The organism is Bdellovibrio sp. MYbb2, from assembly GCF_056175685.1.
In genome coordinates this window covers 961,878-979,440 of record NZ_JBJKJI010000001.1, presented here as the reverse complement: position 1 = coordinate 979,440, position 17,563 = coordinate 961,878, and the positions used below count along the sequence as shown (strand labels likewise).

Annotated in this window: 17 protein-coding genes; 10 read left to right on the top strand and 7 right to left on the bottom strand. The window is 50.3% G+C overall.

What is annotated here, in order from left to right; translation table 11 throughout:
* Positions 1 to 32: 32 nt before the first annotated feature.
* From ribD to pif1, 4 genes are all read right to left on the bottom strand, one after another.
* A complete protein-coding gene (gene ribD, locus AC04MQ_RS04890) occupies positions 33 to 1,217 on the bottom strand; it encodes a bifunctional diaminohydroxyphosphoribosylaminopyrimidine deaminase/5-amino-6-(5-phosphoribosylamino)uracil reductase RibD (protein WP_015092532.1) in 1,185 nt (394 codons plus the stop codon).
* 8 nt (positions 1,218 to 1,225) lie between these two features.
* Positions 1,226 to 2,284 (bottom strand): 4-hydroxyphenylpyruvate dioxygenase, encoded by a 1,059-nt coding sequence (hppD, locus tag AC04MQ_RS04885; protein ID WP_015092533.1) that lies wholly within the window; start codon positions 2,282 to 2,284, stop codon positions 1,226 to 1,228.
* A 345-nt stretch (positions 2,285 to 2,629) separates the two neighbouring features.
* Positions 2,630 to 3,772 carry a hypothetical protein gene (locus AC04MQ_RS04880; RefSeq protein ID WP_015092535.1) on the bottom strand — a complete coding sequence of 381 codons (1,143 nt, stop codon included), beginning with the start codon at positions 3,770 to 3,772 and terminating at the stop codon, positions 2,630 to 2,632.
* Positions 3,772 to 5,091 (bottom strand): ATP-dependent DNA helicase Pif1, encoded by a 1,320-nt coding sequence (pif1, locus tag AC04MQ_RS04875; RefSeq protein WP_015092536.1) that lies wholly within the window; start codon positions 5,089 to 5,091, stop codon positions 3,772 to 3,774. The genes AC04MQ_RS04880 and pif1 overlap by 1 nt, the downstream gene beginning before the upstream one ends.
* Before the next feature lie 18 nt (positions 5,092 to 5,109).
* Here pif1 and AC04MQ_RS04870 point away from each other — a divergent pair, with 18 nt between their 5' ends.
* The 5 genes from AC04MQ_RS04870 to AC04MQ_RS04850 all read left to right on the top strand — a co-directional run bounded on the left by AC04MQ_RS04870 (position 5,110) and on the right by AC04MQ_RS04850 (position 11,044).
* The gene (locus tag AC04MQ_RS04870) at positions 5,110 to 7,098 is read left to right on the top strand and encodes a M13 family metallopeptidase (RefSeq protein ID WP_015092537.1); all 1,989 of its coding nucleotides are present in this window, start codon (positions 5,110 to 5,112) and stop codon (positions 7,096 to 7,098) included.
* Positions 7,099 to 7,221: 123 nt separating this feature from the next.
* A complete protein-coding gene (locus AC04MQ_RS04865; RefSeq protein ID WP_235046184.1) occupies positions 7,222 to 7,623 on the top strand; it encodes a rhodanese-like domain-containing protein in 402 nt (133 codons plus the stop codon).
* 11 nt (positions 7,624 to 7,634) lie between these two features.
* The gene (locus tag AC04MQ_RS04860) at positions 7,635 to 9,008 is read left to right on the top strand and encodes an HAD-IG family 5'-nucleotidase (protein WP_015092540.1); all 1,374 of its coding nucleotides are present in this window, start codon (positions 7,635 to 7,637) and stop codon (positions 9,006 to 9,008) included.
* Positions 9,009 to 9,109: 101 nt separating this feature from the next.
* A complete protein-coding gene (locus AC04MQ_RS04855; protein ID WP_475391330.1) occupies positions 9,110 to 10,219 on the top strand; it encodes a hypothetical protein in 1,110 nt (369 codons plus the stop codon).
* 54 nt (positions 10,220 to 10,273) lie between these two features.
* Complete coding sequence (locus tag AC04MQ_RS04850) at positions 10,274 to 11,044, top strand: substrate-binding periplasmic protein (RefSeq protein ID WP_475391329.1); 771 nt, start codon at positions 10,274 to 10,276, stop codon at positions 11,042 to 11,044.
* Here the strand turns inward: AC04MQ_RS04850 and AC04MQ_RS04845 are convergent, their stop codons facing one another.
* From AC04MQ_RS04845 to AC04MQ_RS04835, 3 genes are read right to left on the bottom strand one after another with little or no spacing between them, the layout of a single operon-like run.
* Positions 11,045 to 11,755: an SDR family NAD(P)-dependent oxidoreductase gene (locus tag AC04MQ_RS04845; protein WP_015092544.1), complete on the bottom strand. Its 711-nt coding sequence runs from the start codon at positions 11,753 to 11,755 to the stop codon at positions 11,045 to 11,047.
* An 11-nt stretch (positions 11,756 to 11,766) separates the two neighbouring features.
* Positions 11,767 to 12,327 carry a hypothetical protein gene (locus AC04MQ_RS04840; RefSeq protein ID WP_475391327.1) on the bottom strand — a complete coding sequence of 187 codons (561 nt, stop codon included), beginning with the start codon at positions 12,325 to 12,327 and terminating at the stop codon, positions 11,767 to 11,769.
* Between the two features lie 53 nt (positions 12,328 to 12,380).
* A complete protein-coding gene (locus tag AC04MQ_RS04835) occupies positions 12,381 to 13,115 on the bottom strand; it encodes a hypothetical protein (RefSeq protein ID WP_015092546.1) in 735 nt (244 codons plus the stop codon).
* Between the two features lie 148 nt (positions 13,116 to 13,263).
* On the opposite strand from AC04MQ_RS04835, the gene AC04MQ_RS04830 reads away from it, so the two are divergent.
* From AC04MQ_RS04830 to AC04MQ_RS04810, 5 genes are read left to right on the top strand one after another with little or no spacing between them, the layout of a single operon-like run.
* A complete protein-coding gene (locus AC04MQ_RS04830) occupies positions 13,264 to 13,983 on the top strand; it encodes a DUF2520 domain-containing protein (RefSeq protein WP_041578045.1) in 720 nt (239 codons plus the stop codon).
* A gap of 7 nt (positions 13,984 to 13,990) precedes the next feature.
* Complete coding sequence (panB, locus tag AC04MQ_RS04825; RefSeq protein ID WP_475391325.1) at positions 13,991 to 14,782, top strand: 3-methyl-2-oxobutanoate hydroxymethyltransferase; 792 nt, start codon at positions 13,991 to 13,993, stop codon at positions 14,780 to 14,782.
* Positions 14,779 to 15,534 carry a pantoate--beta-alanine ligase gene (gene panC, locus AC04MQ_RS04820; protein ID WP_475391323.1) on the top strand — a complete coding sequence of 252 codons (756 nt, stop codon included), beginning with the start codon at positions 14,779 to 14,781 and terminating at the stop codon, positions 15,532 to 15,534. Before panB ends, panC begins: the two co-directional genes overlap by 4 nt.
* Positions 15,521 to 16,792 (top strand): bifunctional phosphopantothenoylcysteine decarboxylase/phosphopantothenate--cysteine ligase CoaBC, encoded by a 1,272-nt coding sequence (gene coaBC, locus AC04MQ_RS04815; protein ID WP_475391321.1) that lies wholly within the window; start codon positions 15,521 to 15,523, stop codon positions 16,790 to 16,792. The genes panC and coaBC overlap by 14 nt, the downstream gene beginning before the upstream one ends.
* Positions 16,789 to 17,559: a type III pantothenate kinase gene (locus AC04MQ_RS04810; RefSeq protein ID WP_015092551.1), complete on the top strand. Its 771-nt coding sequence runs from the start codon at positions 16,789 to 16,791 to the stop codon at positions 17,557 to 17,559. The genes coaBC and AC04MQ_RS04810 overlap by 4 nt, the downstream gene beginning before the upstream one ends.
* Positions 17,560 to 17,563: the final 4 nt, after the last annotated feature.

Sequence of the window (17,563 nt, the reverse complement as noted above, 5' to 3'; positions counted from 1 at the left end):
TAGCACCCCTGCCTTTGAAAAGTAAGCTGTACCTATAAGGTCCCCGTGATCATGAAATCGTTACCGAAGGTCAGATAACGAGGGTTCTTCAGTTGGATCTTATCCGTCATGGCGGGAATACGAACGCTTTCCGTCCAAGAGCGGGAACCTCCAGAGCCCATGATGATAGGGGCCTGGAACATATAAAGTCGATTTACAAGGTGGTAACTAACAAAGGAGCTCGCCGTGAACGCGCCCCCCTCAACCATCACAGAACGAAGGCCTTTTTTATATAGCTGCTCCAAAAGGTCTTCCAGATCCAGATCGCCACCGACGCGGGTCTTTACGTAAACCACGTCCGGCGATTTCGCCAAAGTGCCGCGCAATTTTTCAACCTTTTCACGCAGTTCTTCCGCCACACACCAGATCACATCCTCTGCCGCATGCACTTCCGAAAGCTTCAGCTTGGTGAAATTCGGAAGCAGCTCGGCTTCACCATCGACCACAATCACTTTGTTCTTTTTCGTGATCTGCGGGTGACGGATGTTCAAAGACGGATTGTCAAAATCAATGGTGCCCTTACCCACCAGAATTCCATCATGGCAGGCACGGATGTAGTGAACGTATTCACGGGACTCAGGCCCCGTGATCCACTGGCTTTCACCCGAACGAAGCGCCACCTGCCCATCAAGACTGGAAGCCATCTTCAAAGAAACGAAGACTTTCTTTTCACGGAAGTTCCACAAGAAAGCTTCGCAGACTTCTTCCAGTTCGGTTTTGATTTTTGCATCCAGAACCGGATTCGCGGAAGAAAACACCTCGGCCTCAATCCCCGCCTGGCGCAGGATTTCAGCCCCCTGACCGGCCACCAGTGGATTGGGATCGATCAGACCGAAGGTCACTTTTTTAAGAGGAAGTTTTGCCATCATCTTGGCGCAGGATGGAGTTTTACCTTCGTGCGCACAAGGCTCCAGCGTGACAAAGGCATGGGCGCCTTTAAGCTGCTCGGGCGAAAGATTTTTCAGGGCATTCACTTCCGCGTGGGGGCCGCCGTAAAATTCGTGATGACCGGCGGACAAAAATCCGCCCTGAGCATCCAGAACCACCGCACCCACCAGCGGGTTGGGACTGACTCGCGCTGCTCCCTTATAGGCCTCGCTGATGGCAAGACTCATGGCTTCTTCAGCCGTAAGCTTTGTTCCAATAGCAGGCAAAGACAAAGAGCGAATCAGTTCCATCAAATCACCTACGTCAAATAGCCGCGTTCGCGCTGATCGCGCTCGATCGCATCAAACAAAGCCTGGAAGTTTCCGTCGCCGAAACCATCGTGGCCTTTACGCTGAATCAATTCATAGAAGATCGGACCGAAAGTGTTTTTCGTGAAGATCTGCAGCAGGTATTTTCCTGTTTTGTCGCCATCCACCAGGATCGCGTTTTTTTCAAGACGGCTGATGTCTTCAGTCACACCCGGCACACGCTCAGGAATCATCTCATAGTAAGAGTGCGGCGGCGGAGTCAGGAACTGAATGTCGCTGCTTTTCAAGGATTCCAAGGAATAGTTAATATCGTGAGTCAGCAAAGCGATGTGCTGGATGCCGGAGCCTTTATATTCATCCAGATATTCCTGGATCTGGGATTTTTCCTCTGTCGGCTCGTTGATCGGTACAGAGAATTTTCCGCATGGGGATCTCATCGCGCGGGAAAGAAGACCTGTCTTGCTGCCGCGGATGTCGAAGTACTTCGCTTCGTAGAAGCCGAAAATGCCTTCGTAGAAGTGCTGCCACTTGTCCATCTCGCCCTTCGGCACGTTGTTAGTGAAATGATCCACCACTGTGAAACCCACACCCACCGGAGCTTTGTCTTCAGGCTTCACCTGGAAGATTTCATTATAAAGCTTGTCCTGGTTTTTCTGATCCATGAAATAGATCAAAGAGTCACCGATACCATAGATCGCCGGGAATGGAGTCGCCCCTTTTTGGTGTTCGTTGCCTTCATAAGGGCGCGCACCGCGAGCCACAGCCGTTTTGAATGCCTGCTCAGCATCCACTACGCGGAAGCCGGTTGCATTCACGCAAGGGCCGTGAAGTTTTGCAAAGTCAGTAGCAAATGTCTGAGGTTCGCAGTTCAGGATGAAGTTGATGTCGCCTTGACGGTAAAGTTTGATGTTTTTGCCGTGAACTTGGCCGACTTCCTTAAAAGCATAGCGCTTGAACACTTGTTCAAAAAAGTGGGCGTCAGGACCGGAGTATTCAATAAAATCTACTCCGTTAAGACCCACCGGATTTTTCTCGGTAACTTGAGCCATGGCTCCTCCTAAAACTTATATACGATGCGCTGACAGTAGCCCCAAATTGAGCATTATTCAAGCATGATTAAATTTAGGTATATCAAGTACTTAGGTTGATTTTACGGGCCCAACCCAGGGGCTGGATCGGACATAAAGGCGATGTTCATTCATGTATTACAGTGATGAAATTTCAACTACATCTGGTTTATACATTCCGAAGTAAACCCGATGAAGATTAGCAAGAGGGCTGATGTCGAAAGCACCATCGAAGAAACAACCTGCCTGGTTCTACATCGTTTTGGTATTGCAAACACTGGGAATCATCATCGCCATCGGGATGCTGCGCGAACTGATGTGGATTTTTTAATAAGCCACGTTGCTTGAGAACATAAATCCGTAGCTCGAATACTCAAATAGATTATCATCATTGGGCACCGAGGCCATGTAGTAGCCACCCAGAATCAGTTCACTTCGTCCACGCACAATCGCAACTCCGGCACTGGTCAGATGATTTGTGCTATTATCGCTTGAAGACTGACTGTAACCCGCCATGGGCTGCCAACTTTCAAAACTTTTGTTTCTCCAGCCAACAGAATAGACAACGAACGACTCTTCATTCGAGACAATTCCATCGGCATCCCTGGAAGAAGATTCGGAGGTATAAGTCACGTCAACAAACAGGTCATTCCCGGCAAGAAGATTAAAGCCATTGGCCAAACGCAGATAGTAGGGCGATTGCTTCACCGGCTCATAAGAAACTGTCTCTTCATTCACCGTGTTCGGCGTCGCCACATAGTGAACAGCTGTATAATCAACCGCTTTTGATTCCAGCATCACAGGTACGAACTGCGCAGAAAATCCCACCGTCCAGTTTGCCACTGGCTTTATCTGAATTCCCGGCAGAACAAAAAGGCCTTTGTTCTTGTTTTCTGTTTCCGTAAACATGGTGGCATAAAGATTTCCCCCCGTGCTTATCTTGTTATAACTGTGAGTTCTTGAATCACCCAACTGCAAGCCTGCAGAAATTCCCCAGGAAAGGCTGTCATTGACAGCCGCACCAAATGCCGCCCCGACCTTCAAAAGCTGACTGTCCAAACTGGTCAGTGTGGAAGTATTGTAAGAGCCACCCTGCGTATTCATCACGCCACCCAGGCTTAGCATCATCGGGCTTGCCACGAACACAGCCCCCGTCCCCCACTCTGTCGGATAAATTCCTGACGCCAGCAAGGGGCGCACCGAATAGTCACTGGGGCTCAAGTCACTGCTGTTACTTTTCATTTGATGACTGGTTAATGCAGTCCCGCTGACCGAAAGTGACAACTTGTTCGTGGAGCGAAACCCCAAACCTGCTGGATTGTATAAAACATTTCCCGGCGAAGACTCCATCGCGCCACCGGCATTACCCATAAAAGCTTCGCGATGTCCTGCGGGCAAAGGGAAATAAATAGCAAATGCAGAGGACGCTACAGAGAAAACCCCGGTGAAAAACAAAACCTTCAAAAACATTAAAGACCTTCAAACTGCTTATAAAACTGCAAAACTTTTGGATCAACGATAATGGAACGTGGATTCCACCCGATCAGGTGCAAACCCTTGGCGCTTCTAAGACGACTCAAGGCCACATACGCCTGGCCTGGTTCCCACAACTGACTTAGATCACACCACAGATCATCCAGGGTGGCGCCCTGACTTTTATGGATCGTGGTGGCGTAAGCCAGCGTCAGTGGGAACTGTTCGACCTGCGCCATGATATTGCCTTCAGCATCCTGAATGGCAAAAGAGGATTTACTGACCTGAACTTCGCGGCCACGGTCCTTGCGCACGGTGATCTGGTCTGCCGTGATATCAACCACGGATCCGCGTGTGCCATTCACCCAGCGGCGCTGGGGATCATTTTGCAGGAACATCACCTGACAGCCGATTTTCAAAATAAGCTTTTCCGCGATTGGTGACGCTTTTTTCAAAGTTTCAATGTGACGTTCGGATCCGCTATAAATGGATTCAATCACCACTTCGGTTTCATCAATCTCGGCCAGTTTTCGTTCGTTGAACTTTTCGGCGTTGATCTTGCGCGGGAACAGACGTGTGCCCGGATCATCTTCATCGTGATCCTGAACGTGTTCATTCAGGAATTCACGAACACGCTCAGTGACCTTGCCATGACGAACATCGCTCAGAACATCCAAAAACAAATTATCCGAAACCCGCTGATTGTGTGAAAGCATCACTGTCTGAAAACCGCTGACTTCCCAGACGCCATTTAAGAAACACCAGTCGCGCTGACCGGTGTGGGTCACCGGGGGCAGCTGGGCAAAATCCCCCACCGCGATCACACGCATGCCACCCCAGGGAAGTTTTGATTCACGCGCTCGTTGCGATAAAGCTTCGGCGATCATCAGGGCCTGGCCGGGAATCATAGAAATTTCATCAATGATCACACCTTCAACCTTGCGCAGGCGGGACATCAGACGCTTGTCTTTGCTGGCGCGTTCATAGGTGGCATCAGCGCCACCTTCCATGATACCCAGACCAAAGAAGCTGTGAAAAGTCCGGCCACCCAACAACACGGCGGCAGCACCGGTACTGGCCAGAATAGGCATTTCTTTCGGATCCAGTTCACGCATGAACTGGCGAATCAGAAAACTTTTTCCGCTGCCCGCCCCGCCCGTCAAAAAAACATTCTCTCCGGATCTTAAAAGATCCAAAGCAGAGGATTGTTCGGGGGAAAGCTCAACGTCGTGTACAGGCATAAGTCCTGCGATCATGCCACTTCCCAGTCTTGCGAAGCAAATATAAAAACGATAGCATTTGGACTCTGAATTCATAACAAAGGACTGTTGTTGATGTTGAAGCTTCTCTTACCCCTGCTGGTGACTCCGCTGATGGCGCAGGCCACAAAACCCGCCCCGAAACCCACCTCTGAAATTCCGGTCAAACGTGAATTTCCCCTGAATTCAGAGATCAGCCCCTGCCAGAACTTCCATCAGTATGTGTGCTCCAAAGCGGAATCCGCTTTCAAACTGCGTGAAGACCGCAGCCGTCACCTGTTTGCCTTCAGTGATTCCCGTGAACGCCTGCTTGAAACCCAGATGAAATTCATGAAAGAGCTTCCGCACCAGAAAAATCTGGATGCACGCACTTCCCAGGTTCGTGATTACTATCTGGCGTGCATGGATTCCGCAGCCAAGGCCCGCGATGAAAAGGCTGAAGTCAAAGCCCTGAAAGCCGAAATGGATCAAATCAAATCCCTGGAAGAATTCATTCTTTACACCCACGCCCAGATGCCGCGCGGCTTGGGAAGCCTGATCCGCCTGTGGCCCACGAACAATCTGGACAACCCCAAAGAAATCGACGCCATGCTGTACTCAAGCCTGATGGAGCTTCCGGATCACAAGTACTATGAACAGAAGGACTTGATGGCCGACTATGAAAAACAACTGGTGCTGTTTTTCCAGTCCGTGGATCCTAAAATCAAAAAGGCCGACGCCGTAAAAAAGGCCCAGGCCCAAATCGCCCTGGAACAGGATTTCATCAAAGTCTTCCCGGTGACAGCAGTTCGTCATCAGCGCTGGAGCGAAAAACGTGTCGCCTCCCAGAAGGATCTTGTTAAAAAGTACCCGAACCTGAAGCTGGATGTTTTGTTCAAATATGCGCCGGAAAAGCTGGCGGTGAACACGCCGATTCCGGAATCTTTGGATTTCCTGAATGCCGAACTGCCAAAGCGTAATCTGCAAGTCTGGAAAGATGCGTATTTATATGGCGCCCTGAGCGGCATCATGGACGACGGCTATCCGAAATTCTTTGCTTCACAATTTGCCTTTGAAAAGAAATTCTTCGGCGGCCCGGCCAAGCGCCCGGTTCGTCAGGAACGCTGCACTTCGGAAGCCACCCGTTTGTTCTCGAAAGAAATCGACGCGGTTCTGATTGAAAAAGTGTTCCCGAATTTTGATGAAAGCAAAGTCAACGAAGTGGCGTCCCGCATTCGTCAAAGCATCCTGCAAGGCCTGGAAAAGAACACCTGGCTTTCCAAGGACGGCAAAAAAGAAGCCCTGGCCAAAATCCGCACGGCACGCCTGCAACTGGTGAAACCCCACAACGATCGCGAATGGGACTTCCTGCCGGTGAAAAAGTATTCCAGCAAACAGGCCATTCAAAACTTGCGCACTTACCGCGAAGCCCGCTGGGAAAAGGCCATGCAGGAAATGCGTGAACCGGCCAACATGGACGCCTGGGGAATGAGCCCGCTGACCGTGAATGCTTACTACAGCTCGAACGAAAACAAGTTCGTGCTGCCGATTGGGATCCTGCAATTCCCATTCTATGACAAAGACGGTTCTGTGATCGAAAATCTGGGCGCTGTGGGTGCCGTTGTCGGTCACGAACTGGGTCACAGCATCGATGACAGTGGTTCCAAATATGACTCTCAGGGACGCCTGCGCACCTGGATGACCACGAAGGACATCATGGAATTCAATCTGCGTGGCCAGAAGATGATTGATCAGTTCAACAGGGCCGACCACGACGGCAAGCTGACCTTGGGTGAAAACGTGGCCGATTTGGTTGGACTGACTTTTGCCTACAATGCCGCTTTCCCTGAAGGCAAAGGCAGTGAAAAAGACAAAAAGGATTTCTTCGTCGCCTATGGACGCCTGTGGTGTGAGGTGATCCGCCCGGACAATGCCAAACTGTTGCGTAAAACCGATCCGCATTCTTCAGGCCTGGCGCGCATCAACGAGCAGGTAAAACAACAGCCGGCGTTCGCGGAAACCTTCCAGTGTAAACCCGGGGATCCGATGACTCTCCCGGAAAAAGACCGAGTTCAAATCTGGTAACTCTGGGGCCCCAGCGGTCCTCCATCTGCTTCCAATTGATTTTCAGATCCTAAAACAACTTAGGACCTAAATCTGCTACGCGCCGAGCCTGACTGGTTCTTGCTGTATTTTCCGGCAGGTGCTATGGTTAGAGTCTTGGCTCTGATGCCGGAGGAAGACGTGACAATGAAATTCGTCAACTTTACTTCAAAAACTGAAAATCCTCATTTTGAGGGAATCTACGATATTGGCCCTGCCGAACTTCAGCAGAACATGGCAAACGTTGTGATGATCGACGTGCGCCAGCCTGACGAGTACGTCGGTGAACTGGGTCACGTTGAAGGCTCTTCCCTGATGGTTCTGGACACTCTCCCTGAGCAACTGGGCACCCTGCCCAAAGACAAAACTGTGGTCTTTATCTGCCGCAGTGGCGGTCGCTCTGCCAAGGCCACAGCCTTTGCCAAGATGAACGGCTTCGAAGAAGTATACAACATGCAAGGGGGCATGCTTCTTTGGAATGATCTGCAGCTCCCTGTTACTAAGTAAGAAAAGAAAATATGCCTGGAAAAGTATTTGTTAACAGAACATTGAATCTGAAAAAAATCCGCTACATCGGCGTGGACATGGACCACACATTGGTTCGCTATAACAGTGAAAACTTTGAGCGTCTGTCCCACACCACGATGATCGATAAACTGGTAAAACGCGGTTATCCTGAAACTTTGCGCAAGCTGGTCTTCGACTATAACTTTGCCATCCGTGGTCTGGTTATCGACCGCAAGATGGGAAATCTGCTGAAGCTGAACCGCTACACGGCGATTCGCGCCAGCTATCACGGCCTGAAGCCGCTTGATTTCAAAAGTCACCAGAAGCTTTACAAGTCCACTTACATCGACTTGTCCAATTCCGACTATCTGGCGGTGGACACTTCTTTCTCGATCTCTTTGGCGAATCTGATCGCTCAGATCGTGGAATTGAAAGACTCTGACACAGCCAACAAGTATCCAGAATACGCGCAGATTGCTGACGACGTGCTGGATGCTTTGGATGAAGCTCACCGCGACGGTTCCCTGAAAGACGTCGTGAAACAGAACCTGGATCATTTCATCATCAAAGATCCGACTCTGGTGCATACGCTGGAAAAATTCCGCCGCCACGGGAAAAAGATCTTCGTTTTGACGAACTCTGATTTCCACTACACGAAACTGCTTTTGGACTATGCGATTCAGCCATTCCTGAAAGAGCACAAGTCCTGGGAAGACCTGTTTGAATTCGTGATCACGTTTGCTTCCAAGCCGAAGTTCTTCTATGAAAACCAGAAGTATCTGCGTGTGAATCCGGCAGATGGCACCATGACCAACATGGAAGGCAAGCTGACTCCGGGGATCTATCAGGGCGGTAACGCGAAGAAATTCACAGCCGATCTGGATCTGGCCGGTGATGACATCCTTTACGTGGGTGACCATATTTACGGCGACATCCTGCGCTTGAAAAAAGACTGCAACTGGAGAACCGCGATGGTTATCGAGGAACTTGACGTTGAGGTTGAAAACAACAAGCAGGCTGAACCTCTGAATCAGGAAATCGAAACCCTGATGAAGAAAAAAGAGCCTCTGGAAGACGAACTGACCGACATCATGACCCGCAAAATTGAAAAAGCGGTGGCCGCGAATGAACCTCAGATCGAGACTTTGCAAAAGACTATTTCTGAGATCGACGCCCAAATCAGCCAGCTGATCAAAAAACAGCAGGCGATGTACAACGGCAACTGGGGTCAGCTGATGAGAGCCGGCAACGAAGAAAGTTACTTTGCTTACCAGTTGGATCGTTATGCCTGCGTTTACATGCAGAAGCTGAGCGATCTGCTGGATCTGTCTCCAAGAACATACTTCCGTGCGCCTCGCCGTCCGCTGGCCCACGAAATCTTCTAAAAGGTTCCTGGTTCTTTTTCAGGTCCCTGCTGCGTCAAAGCCATCCCTTCGGGGATGGCTTTTTTATTTTCTTTGCCCACGCCCCAAAGTACCATTTTCACATGAAGAAAAGTCCCTCGCAGATTCTGATGAAGTCCGTTTTATGCATTCTGCTTTTTCTTATTTCATCAACGGCTGTGGCGCAAATCCTGCCGGTCGGTCTCTATGAAGGCCTGATGGCCAACACCGGTGTCGCGACCACACGGTCCAAAGCCGCTTCTTATTACAATCCCAGCCTGCTTCGTCAACGACAGGACAATGCCTTTAGCCTGAACGGCAACTCGATCGGGGCCATCAATTCCAAAAACGAAGGACAGACATTTTCATCGTCTCTGGGCCTTGCGCCCTCTTATCTGAGCAATCTGGTGGTGGGCGAGGATCTGGTACACGAATTCTTTGTCGCCAATACTTTGCAGGGTCTTTTTTCCTGGCAGTCCAACAAGAACGAAACGTCCTTTGATGCCGAGGCGAACATCAGTCGCATGGTCTCCGGTTATTCGATGGCGTTTAAGTCCATTCCATTTGCCATCCAGTTTCTGGCCCGCTACTCAGAGGCAAAGACTTTCGGGGTTGGCGAAAGCTCTTTCCCCGCACAGGATATCTATGTGGTTTCCAAAACCAAGTCCGAATACAAGAATCTGAACGTGGCCCTGGGACTTTCGACTCATTTTCAATTTGAGCACTATTCATTAGGCGTGAACTTCAACTCGCGCGGCCTGTCCTTGTACAACCAGAACAAAGGTTCATCGAGAATATTCACTCACGGCTCACCTCCCGGAGATTTCACCGTTACTGAAGATGATGACGCCAGATCCAGTGTCACCAATGAGGAAGGCAAACTTTTGATTGGTCATGGATTCAAAGTGGGGCATCACGAATTTCTGACTGATTCCTCGTTTGTTGAAGTCTCGGGAAACCTGGATCGCTACACATTCTCGCAAAGTTTTGGTTATCGTTACGGAGCCGCCGACGGCCATCAGCTTCTGTGTGGGATTTCCCACCGCTTTGGTTCGGATGTTGATTACTTCGGTCAGAACTTTAATACATCCGTGGGGTACTCGTGGAAAACGCGGGCCCTGCGTTCCGCCATCGGCTTCTACTATGGCAAAGAAAGCACCACGGTTGAAAACTCCACGGTCGGCGTTGTCTTCGGAAGTGAATACGAATACTAGACCTGGGCGAATTTCAATTTGCCGGATGCTTTCGGCTTAATCACAATAATCTTCATGATCCTGCTGAATGTCCTTTTTGCGATGATGTTTGCGCATGCCAATGACCTTTGCGAAAGGCGCTTCGTTCTGGCCTTTATGGACAACGAGCCTTCTTATTTCGTCGAAAATGGAGTTAAAAAAGGTCATTCGTATGTTTTGTTGACCGACGTTGTAAAGCAGCTTGAATGCCGTGAAACTGAAATCCCGGGCTCGTATGCCGCCAATAAAGAAAAGTTGATCAAAAACCGCGTCGACATCATGGGCCTTGCGATCCGCGACGCTGAAATGGACAAAGTCGCGGAATTCATTCCCGCCTATCGTGTTCCGCGCATGCTGATCGTTGATAAGAAGTCCTACAACCCGGCCTACAAGATCGAAGACTATCTGAAAAGCTCCAAAGCCGTTTTCTCCACCCTGATTGGGGCCGGCTTCTTTATGTCGGAACCGGAACGGGAAATTCTGTTCAAACAAAAACGTCTGTTTGAAGTCCCGGGTCCTGGTGACATTTTTGCCAATCTGATTAAAGGACGGGCGCAAGCGACGTTCTCTACCCCGCTGTTCACGCACTACTATCTTTCACGCAAAGGTCAGGACCAGAGCTTTGTGATTTTACCGGATCCCAATCAGGCACAGGATCTGGGCATCTATGTTTCCAAAGCGCGCGTGACTGAAAAAGATCGCAACAAGATCAAAGACATCATCAAACGCATGAAATCCGACGGGTCCATGGCTCGTTCTGCCAGGGATTATGTCCGTGCGGAAGATTTGCAATACTACAGGGATTAATTACCAAGTCAGACTTTCGCCATCCTGGAAGAAGCCGCCATTGGGACCGCCCTTCGGCAGCGTTGCCGCCCAAAGAAGACCTTTGATCCCTTGTTCAACAGAACGATCCGCATGCGGGCCGCCCATATCTGTGCGCACCCATCCTGGCGACACGGAATTCACACAAATGTCTTCGCCGGAAACTTCCGAGGCAAAAAGATTCGTGACCATGTTCAGAGCCGTTTTAGAGATACGGTATGACGCCGAGGCATTCTGTTTTTCAGAAAGCCGGGCCATGCCGCTGGAGACATTTACGATGCGCCCATAGCCTTCCTGCTTCATCAGCGGGAAGATCTTCTGGGTCAACAGGAACGGTCCCATGGTATTGGTGACAAAGGACTTTTGTAGCGTAGAGGCTTTGGTTTTCAACAGCGAGGAATTTCCGCCGTCTTCACTGTCGATCAGGATGCCGGCGTTATTTACCAGCACATCGACGAAACCGTATTCGCGTTTGATCACTTCAACAAAGTCCGTGATGCTTTTTTCCTGGGACAGGTCGAGCTTCATCGGCACGACATCCAGCCCCTTCATGGTCAATCCATTCAAAGTCTTTTGCGCCTTATCGGGATTTCTCATGGCCATCAGAACCTTGAAACCCCTTTGCGCCAGGGACTCGCTCAAAGCAAGGCCCAAACCACGATTAGCACCAGTGACAACAGCGATCTTTTTCACGAAGAAATCCTTTAGTTCGGACGAGGCACCGGACGTTCACCTGTCGGGAACAGTTCATTCGTCACCCAATTGCGCTGATTGATCACGCATTCTGAAGAAATGACTCTCCAGCGTTCAATCGGGTAAGAATAAACCGTTTCAACCCAGCCCCAGCCGTTCCAATCGATCACACGGCGATAGTGGCGCCCACCGTTTCCATCACGCACAGAGCGCGTTTCGCGGTGGAAGGTCAAAAGAGGATAATGAACTTTCAAAGTGCCATCGACTGTTAGCTGCATTTGTGCGTGTTCATCAAACACGCAGCCATAATAACCGTCCAGGCTGCGCAGACGGCCCTGAATTGTTTCACCCGGGCGCACATCGCGCCCTTCCGGCATCCAGAATTCAAAGAAGTAATCAGAAGGTGCGCCATTCGGATAATAGCTGCGCGTGTTCAGCGTCAGCTTGCCGTTGAATTCAACGAAGCGGACAATCGCACGACCATCGGCAGATTGCCAAGGTTGCTCAAGAACGCTGCGGGCTTCAGCAGTGAAGCCTGCCACTAGAGATAAAACCAAAATCATCGCTTTCATCGAACATCTCCTCGTTTAATGCACTGTAGACCCGAAAAAGAACCGGGAACCTTTTAGCGGGGGCTGGCGTTGCGGTTCAGTAGCACGATATAGTCTTTGGCGCCGGTTTGTTCCATCATGCCTGAGTATTTGTTTTCTTCAAATTTCTTGCGGTACGTTTTGCGCGCCACTTCGATAACCATGCAGCCCAGATGTCCCGTGCCTGCAAGATCTCTTGTGCCGTCCAGATCACACACCGGCAGGAAGCTTTCTTCCTGTTCGCGCGTCACCGGGAACTTCATGACCGAGAAACTGGTCACATCCATTTTGTACTCTTCCTTCAGGCGGTTGGCAGGGCCTTTTTTCACAAGTTGCGAAGAATAAATGTACGGGACAATCACGGCCACTCGCAGGCCTTGCGCGCGAGCGTTGTTCACACCCTCAACAAAGCGGGCCATTTCATTTTGGACATCAAGTCGCATGGTGGAATTGAAAACTTCCACGTAAGGCAGCTGAGGATCCACGACAATCACGTCGTACTTGGAACCCTGTTCCTGATTGGCTTCCATAAAGCCTCTCCACAGTTCCAAATCTTCAATCTGCCCTGGAGTCACGCCCAGGAAAACGATCGGCGCATTTTTGATTTCCATGCGCAGGCGATCATAGATGCCTTTGCCCATTTTTTCGGGAACTTCAACCTGAGAAAATTTGATTTTGGGAATTGAACGTTCCTGAATCTGAAAATTCATGGAGAAAAACACACCCAATGCAATCACAGCGACGGCGCTGACCCAGTACAAGTATTTCATGAGCGGAACTTTACTTAGTTTAAGAGCTAAGTCCAGCGCCCACGGCCGCAATTACGCATATTGGCAAGAATCGTTGAAATCTGATAGAATTATGTTAGGTTGCGAACATTACAGAGGACTTGATCCCGCAAAGGACAGGTACCCACATATGAATGCGACAAAGACTGTACCTACATTTCTTATTATTGGCTCTGGCCGTGTCGCCCGACATGTTGCCCACTATTTCCATTTACTCAATTTAAAATACCAGACCTGGGATCGCAGCGAGGACATCTCTGCTTTGGCCGGCAAAGTTTCTTCGTGCTCGCACATCCTGCTGGCGATCAGTGACAGTTCTTTGCAGGCCTTCTATCAAGAGCATCTGGCACAACATGAAGACAAAACGCTCGTGCATTTCTCAGGCGCTTTGTACTTCAAAGGAATGATTGCAGCGCACCCGCTGATGACCTTTGGTCCGGACCTGTATGATCTAGCGACCTATCAGCAGATTCATTTTGCGCTGACCGGATGCGATTCCCTGATTGATGCCCTGCCGGGGCTTTCCAATTCCTACTCCAACATCTTCGCCTTTGAAAAAGCCCGCTATCACGCCTTGTGTGTGCTGGGCGGAAACTTCACGACTCTGTTGCTTGCCAAGATGCTCGAAGGCTTTGCCGAGATGAAAATACCGCAAAGTGCTGCCAAGCCCTATATTGAAAGAGTGATCCAGAACACTTTGGCGAACCCTGAAGATGCCTTCACCGGACCGCTGGCGCGTAAAGATGCCGCCACTGTCGAAAAGAATCTGCAGGCTTTGAACGATGATCCTTATCAGGCTGTGTACAAAGCCTTTCTAGAAACCCTTTGGCCTGAGTATCCGCGAAAGTGAGGGCCCCATGAAAACCATCCTCGATTTCCACGACAAGAAAAGCAAAAAGCAAAAGATCTCAATGATCACCTGCTATGACTATTCCTTCGCCCGCATTGTGGCCGACAGTGATATCGACTGCATTCTGGTCGGCGACTCTTTGGCAATGGTGATGCTGGGGCATTCCACCACGCTGGATGTTTCAGCCGGGGTTATGGCTCACCATACAGCAGCTGTCGTTCGCGGCGCGAGTGATAAGTTCGTGATCGCCGATCTGCCGTTCATGAGCTACCGCAAAGGCCTGACCGCCAACATGACGGCCGTTGAAAAAGTGATGAAAGCTGGTGCCCACGCCGTGAAGCTGGAGGGTGCTGCCGGAAATCTGAAACTGGTCCGCCATCTGGTGGATTCCGGCGTGCCGGTGATGGGGCATTTGGGCCTGACTCCGCAATCAGTCAATCAACTGGGTGGATTCAAAGTTCAGGGCCGTGATGAAAAAGCGCAGAAAAAAATTCTGGAAGCCGCTTTGCAATTGCAGAACGCCGGGGCTTTTTCCGTCGTGCTTGAATGTGTTCCTTCGAAACTGGCCAAAGAAATCACGGCGGCGCTTGAGATTCCGACTATCGGGATCGGTGCGGGCGTGGATTGCGACGGACAGGTGCTGGTACTGCAGGATATGTTGGGCATGAATCAAGGCTTCAAACCGAAGTTCGTGAAAACCTATCTGGATGGCTTTAACACCATCAAAGGTGCGTTGAACCAGTACCATCAGGAAGTCAGCAGCGAAATCTTCCCGTCCGAGAAAGAGAGCTACTCATGACCCAAGTCCTGCGCTCTCCTTCTGAATTTCAAGTCTGGCGCCGCAAACAATCCGGCACAGTGGGTTTTGTTCCCACCATGGGGGCTTTGCACACGGGCCACGAGGAACTGATCAAGCAAGCCCGCAGGAACAACGATCTGGTGGTGCTTTCGATTTTTGTCAATCCCACGCAGTTCAATGACCCGAAGGATCTGGAAAAATATCCGCAGACCTGGGATCAGGATCTGGCGATGGCCGAACGAAACAACGTCGACGCGATCTTTTTCCCGCGCTATCAGGAAATGTACCCGGATAATTATCGTTATAAAGTTTCAGAAAATGACTATTCCAATTTGCTGGATGGCGCGCACCGCCCGAGTCACTTTGATGGTGTGCTGTCGGTGGTGATGAAACTTTTCAATGTGGTTCGCCCGACCAAGGCGTACTTCGGCGAAAAGGACTTCCAGCAATTGACCCTGATTCAAGGCATGGTGGAAAGCTTCTTTATGGATCTGGAAATCGTTCCGGTTCCCACTGTGCGTGAAGAAGACGGTCTGGCAAAAAGCTCGCGCAATCTGCGTCTAAGCCCGGAAGAACGCGAGAAAGCCCCGGCCATCTTTAAAGCCATTACGAAAAGCAAAACCGCTGCGGAAGCTGCGGCTTCTTTGTCAGCTCAAGGATTTATCGTGGATTATGTGACGGATGTGGGAAACCGCCGCTTCGTCGCCGCCAAACTCGGTGAAGTGAGGTTGATCGACAATGTCCAAATCTAAAGTTCTTTTCATGATGACAGGCTCTATTGCCTGTTACAAAGCCTGTCATGTGGTTTCCCGTCTGGTGCAGAATAACTGTGACGTTCAGGTTGTGGCCTCCCCGTCGGCTTTGAAATTTGTCGGCAACGCCACCCTGGAAGGCCTGACTGGAAAACCCGTCATCAGTGACATGTATGCCACCGGCAACGTCATGGATCATATCCACCTGATGCGTTGGGCGGATGTGATTTTGGTTGCCCCTGCCACGGCGAACTTCATCAACAAGGCTGCTCAAGGCGTGGGTGATGATTTGCTGCAGACTTTGTTCCTGGCTCACGACTTTAAAAAGCCATTCCTGGTGGCTCCGGCCATGAACACCAGTATGTATCTGCACCCGGTGACACAAAAGTCCCTGACCGCTCTTAAAGAAATGGGCGTGCAAATCCTGGACACCGCTTCCGGCATTCTGGCCTGTGGCGAAGAAGGCTGGGGCAAACTGCTGGAACCGGATCTGATTCTGAAAATGACTTTGGAAGCACTTCACAAGCCAGCGCAGGATACCGCGGCGGCTTCTGTTGCGCCAAAGTCCTCTGCCCTTTCCAAAGTGAAAATCCTGATCACTGCCGGGGGCACGCAAGAACCCATCGACACGGTTCGCGTGATCAGCAATCTTAGCTCGGGCCGCACCGGCATCGCGCTGTCGGAATACATGACCCAAATGGGCTTTGATGTGACCTTGCTGCAAGCCCATGCTTCACCCAAGTCTGAACACGTCACCCGCCGTGATCTGTTCGTCAGCTTCGCGACTTTGGATGAAAAAATGAAACACTATCTTTCCACCGAAAACTTCACCCACGTGATTCACGCTGCGGCCGTCAGTGACTATTCCGTTGATCATCTGGAAGTGGATGGACAGTCTTTCCGCCCGTTTGAGGTGAAAAAAGTCAGCTCGGAATCCGACAAGATGAGCATTCACCTAAAGCGCAACCACAAGATTGTGGACCGTCTGAAGGAATATTCCAAAAACAAGGACTTGAAAGTGATTGCGTTCAAACTGACCAGTCACGCCAGTCCTGAACAACGAACCCGCGCCGTGGAAAAGCTTTTTGCCAATTCCCACGCTGACTTCGTTGTTCACAATGATTTAAGCGAAATTGATATCGTCAACCGCACCCACAAATTCACCCTGTTCAATCACGAAGGCTTTGTTGCCTGTGAAAATCTGGATCAACTGACCAGTGAACTGATTCGTGTGGTTCTGCCAAAGGATACTGTATGATTTTATGTCTTGATGTGGGTAACACCCAGATTTACGCCGGACTTTTTGACAAGGACAAGATGGTTCTTTCCTTCCGTCGCAGTTCCAAAAGCGGAGCTTCGTCAGATGAAACCGGAATTTTCCTGCGTACGGCAATCCGTGAAAACGGTTTTGACCCGACCAAGGTAAAACAAATCGCCATCTGCAGTGTTGTGCCGGAAGTGATCTATTCCCTGCGCGGCGCCTGCATGAAGTATTTCGATATCAATCCGTTCATCCTGCAGGCCGGGGTTAAAACCGGTCTTAAGATCAAGTACAGAAACCCACTGGAAGTCGGTGCGGATCGTATCGCCAATTCCATTGCGGCAACTCACCTGTATCCGGGGAAAAACCTGATTCTGGTGGATCTGGGAACCGCAACCACCTTCTGCGCAGTCAGCAAGGACAAGGACTATCTGGGGGGCAGTATTGTCGCCGGTATGCGCCTGTGCATGGAGGCTTTGGAAAGCAAAACGGCCAAGCTTCCATCTGTGGAAATCGTGTCCATGCACGAAGCCCTGGGCCGTGCGACCATCGAAAGTATCCAGTCCGGTTTGTACTATGGCCATCTGGGCACCATCAAGGAACTGACCGAAAGAATCACCAAAGAATGTTTCCAGGGGGAACGTCCGATGGTGATTGGCACCGGTGGCTTTTCCTATTTGTTTGAAAAAGAAAAAGTATTCGACGAAATCGTGCCGGACCTTGTTCTTAAAGGCATGCTGATCGCTCTGCAACACAACGCTTAAGGAT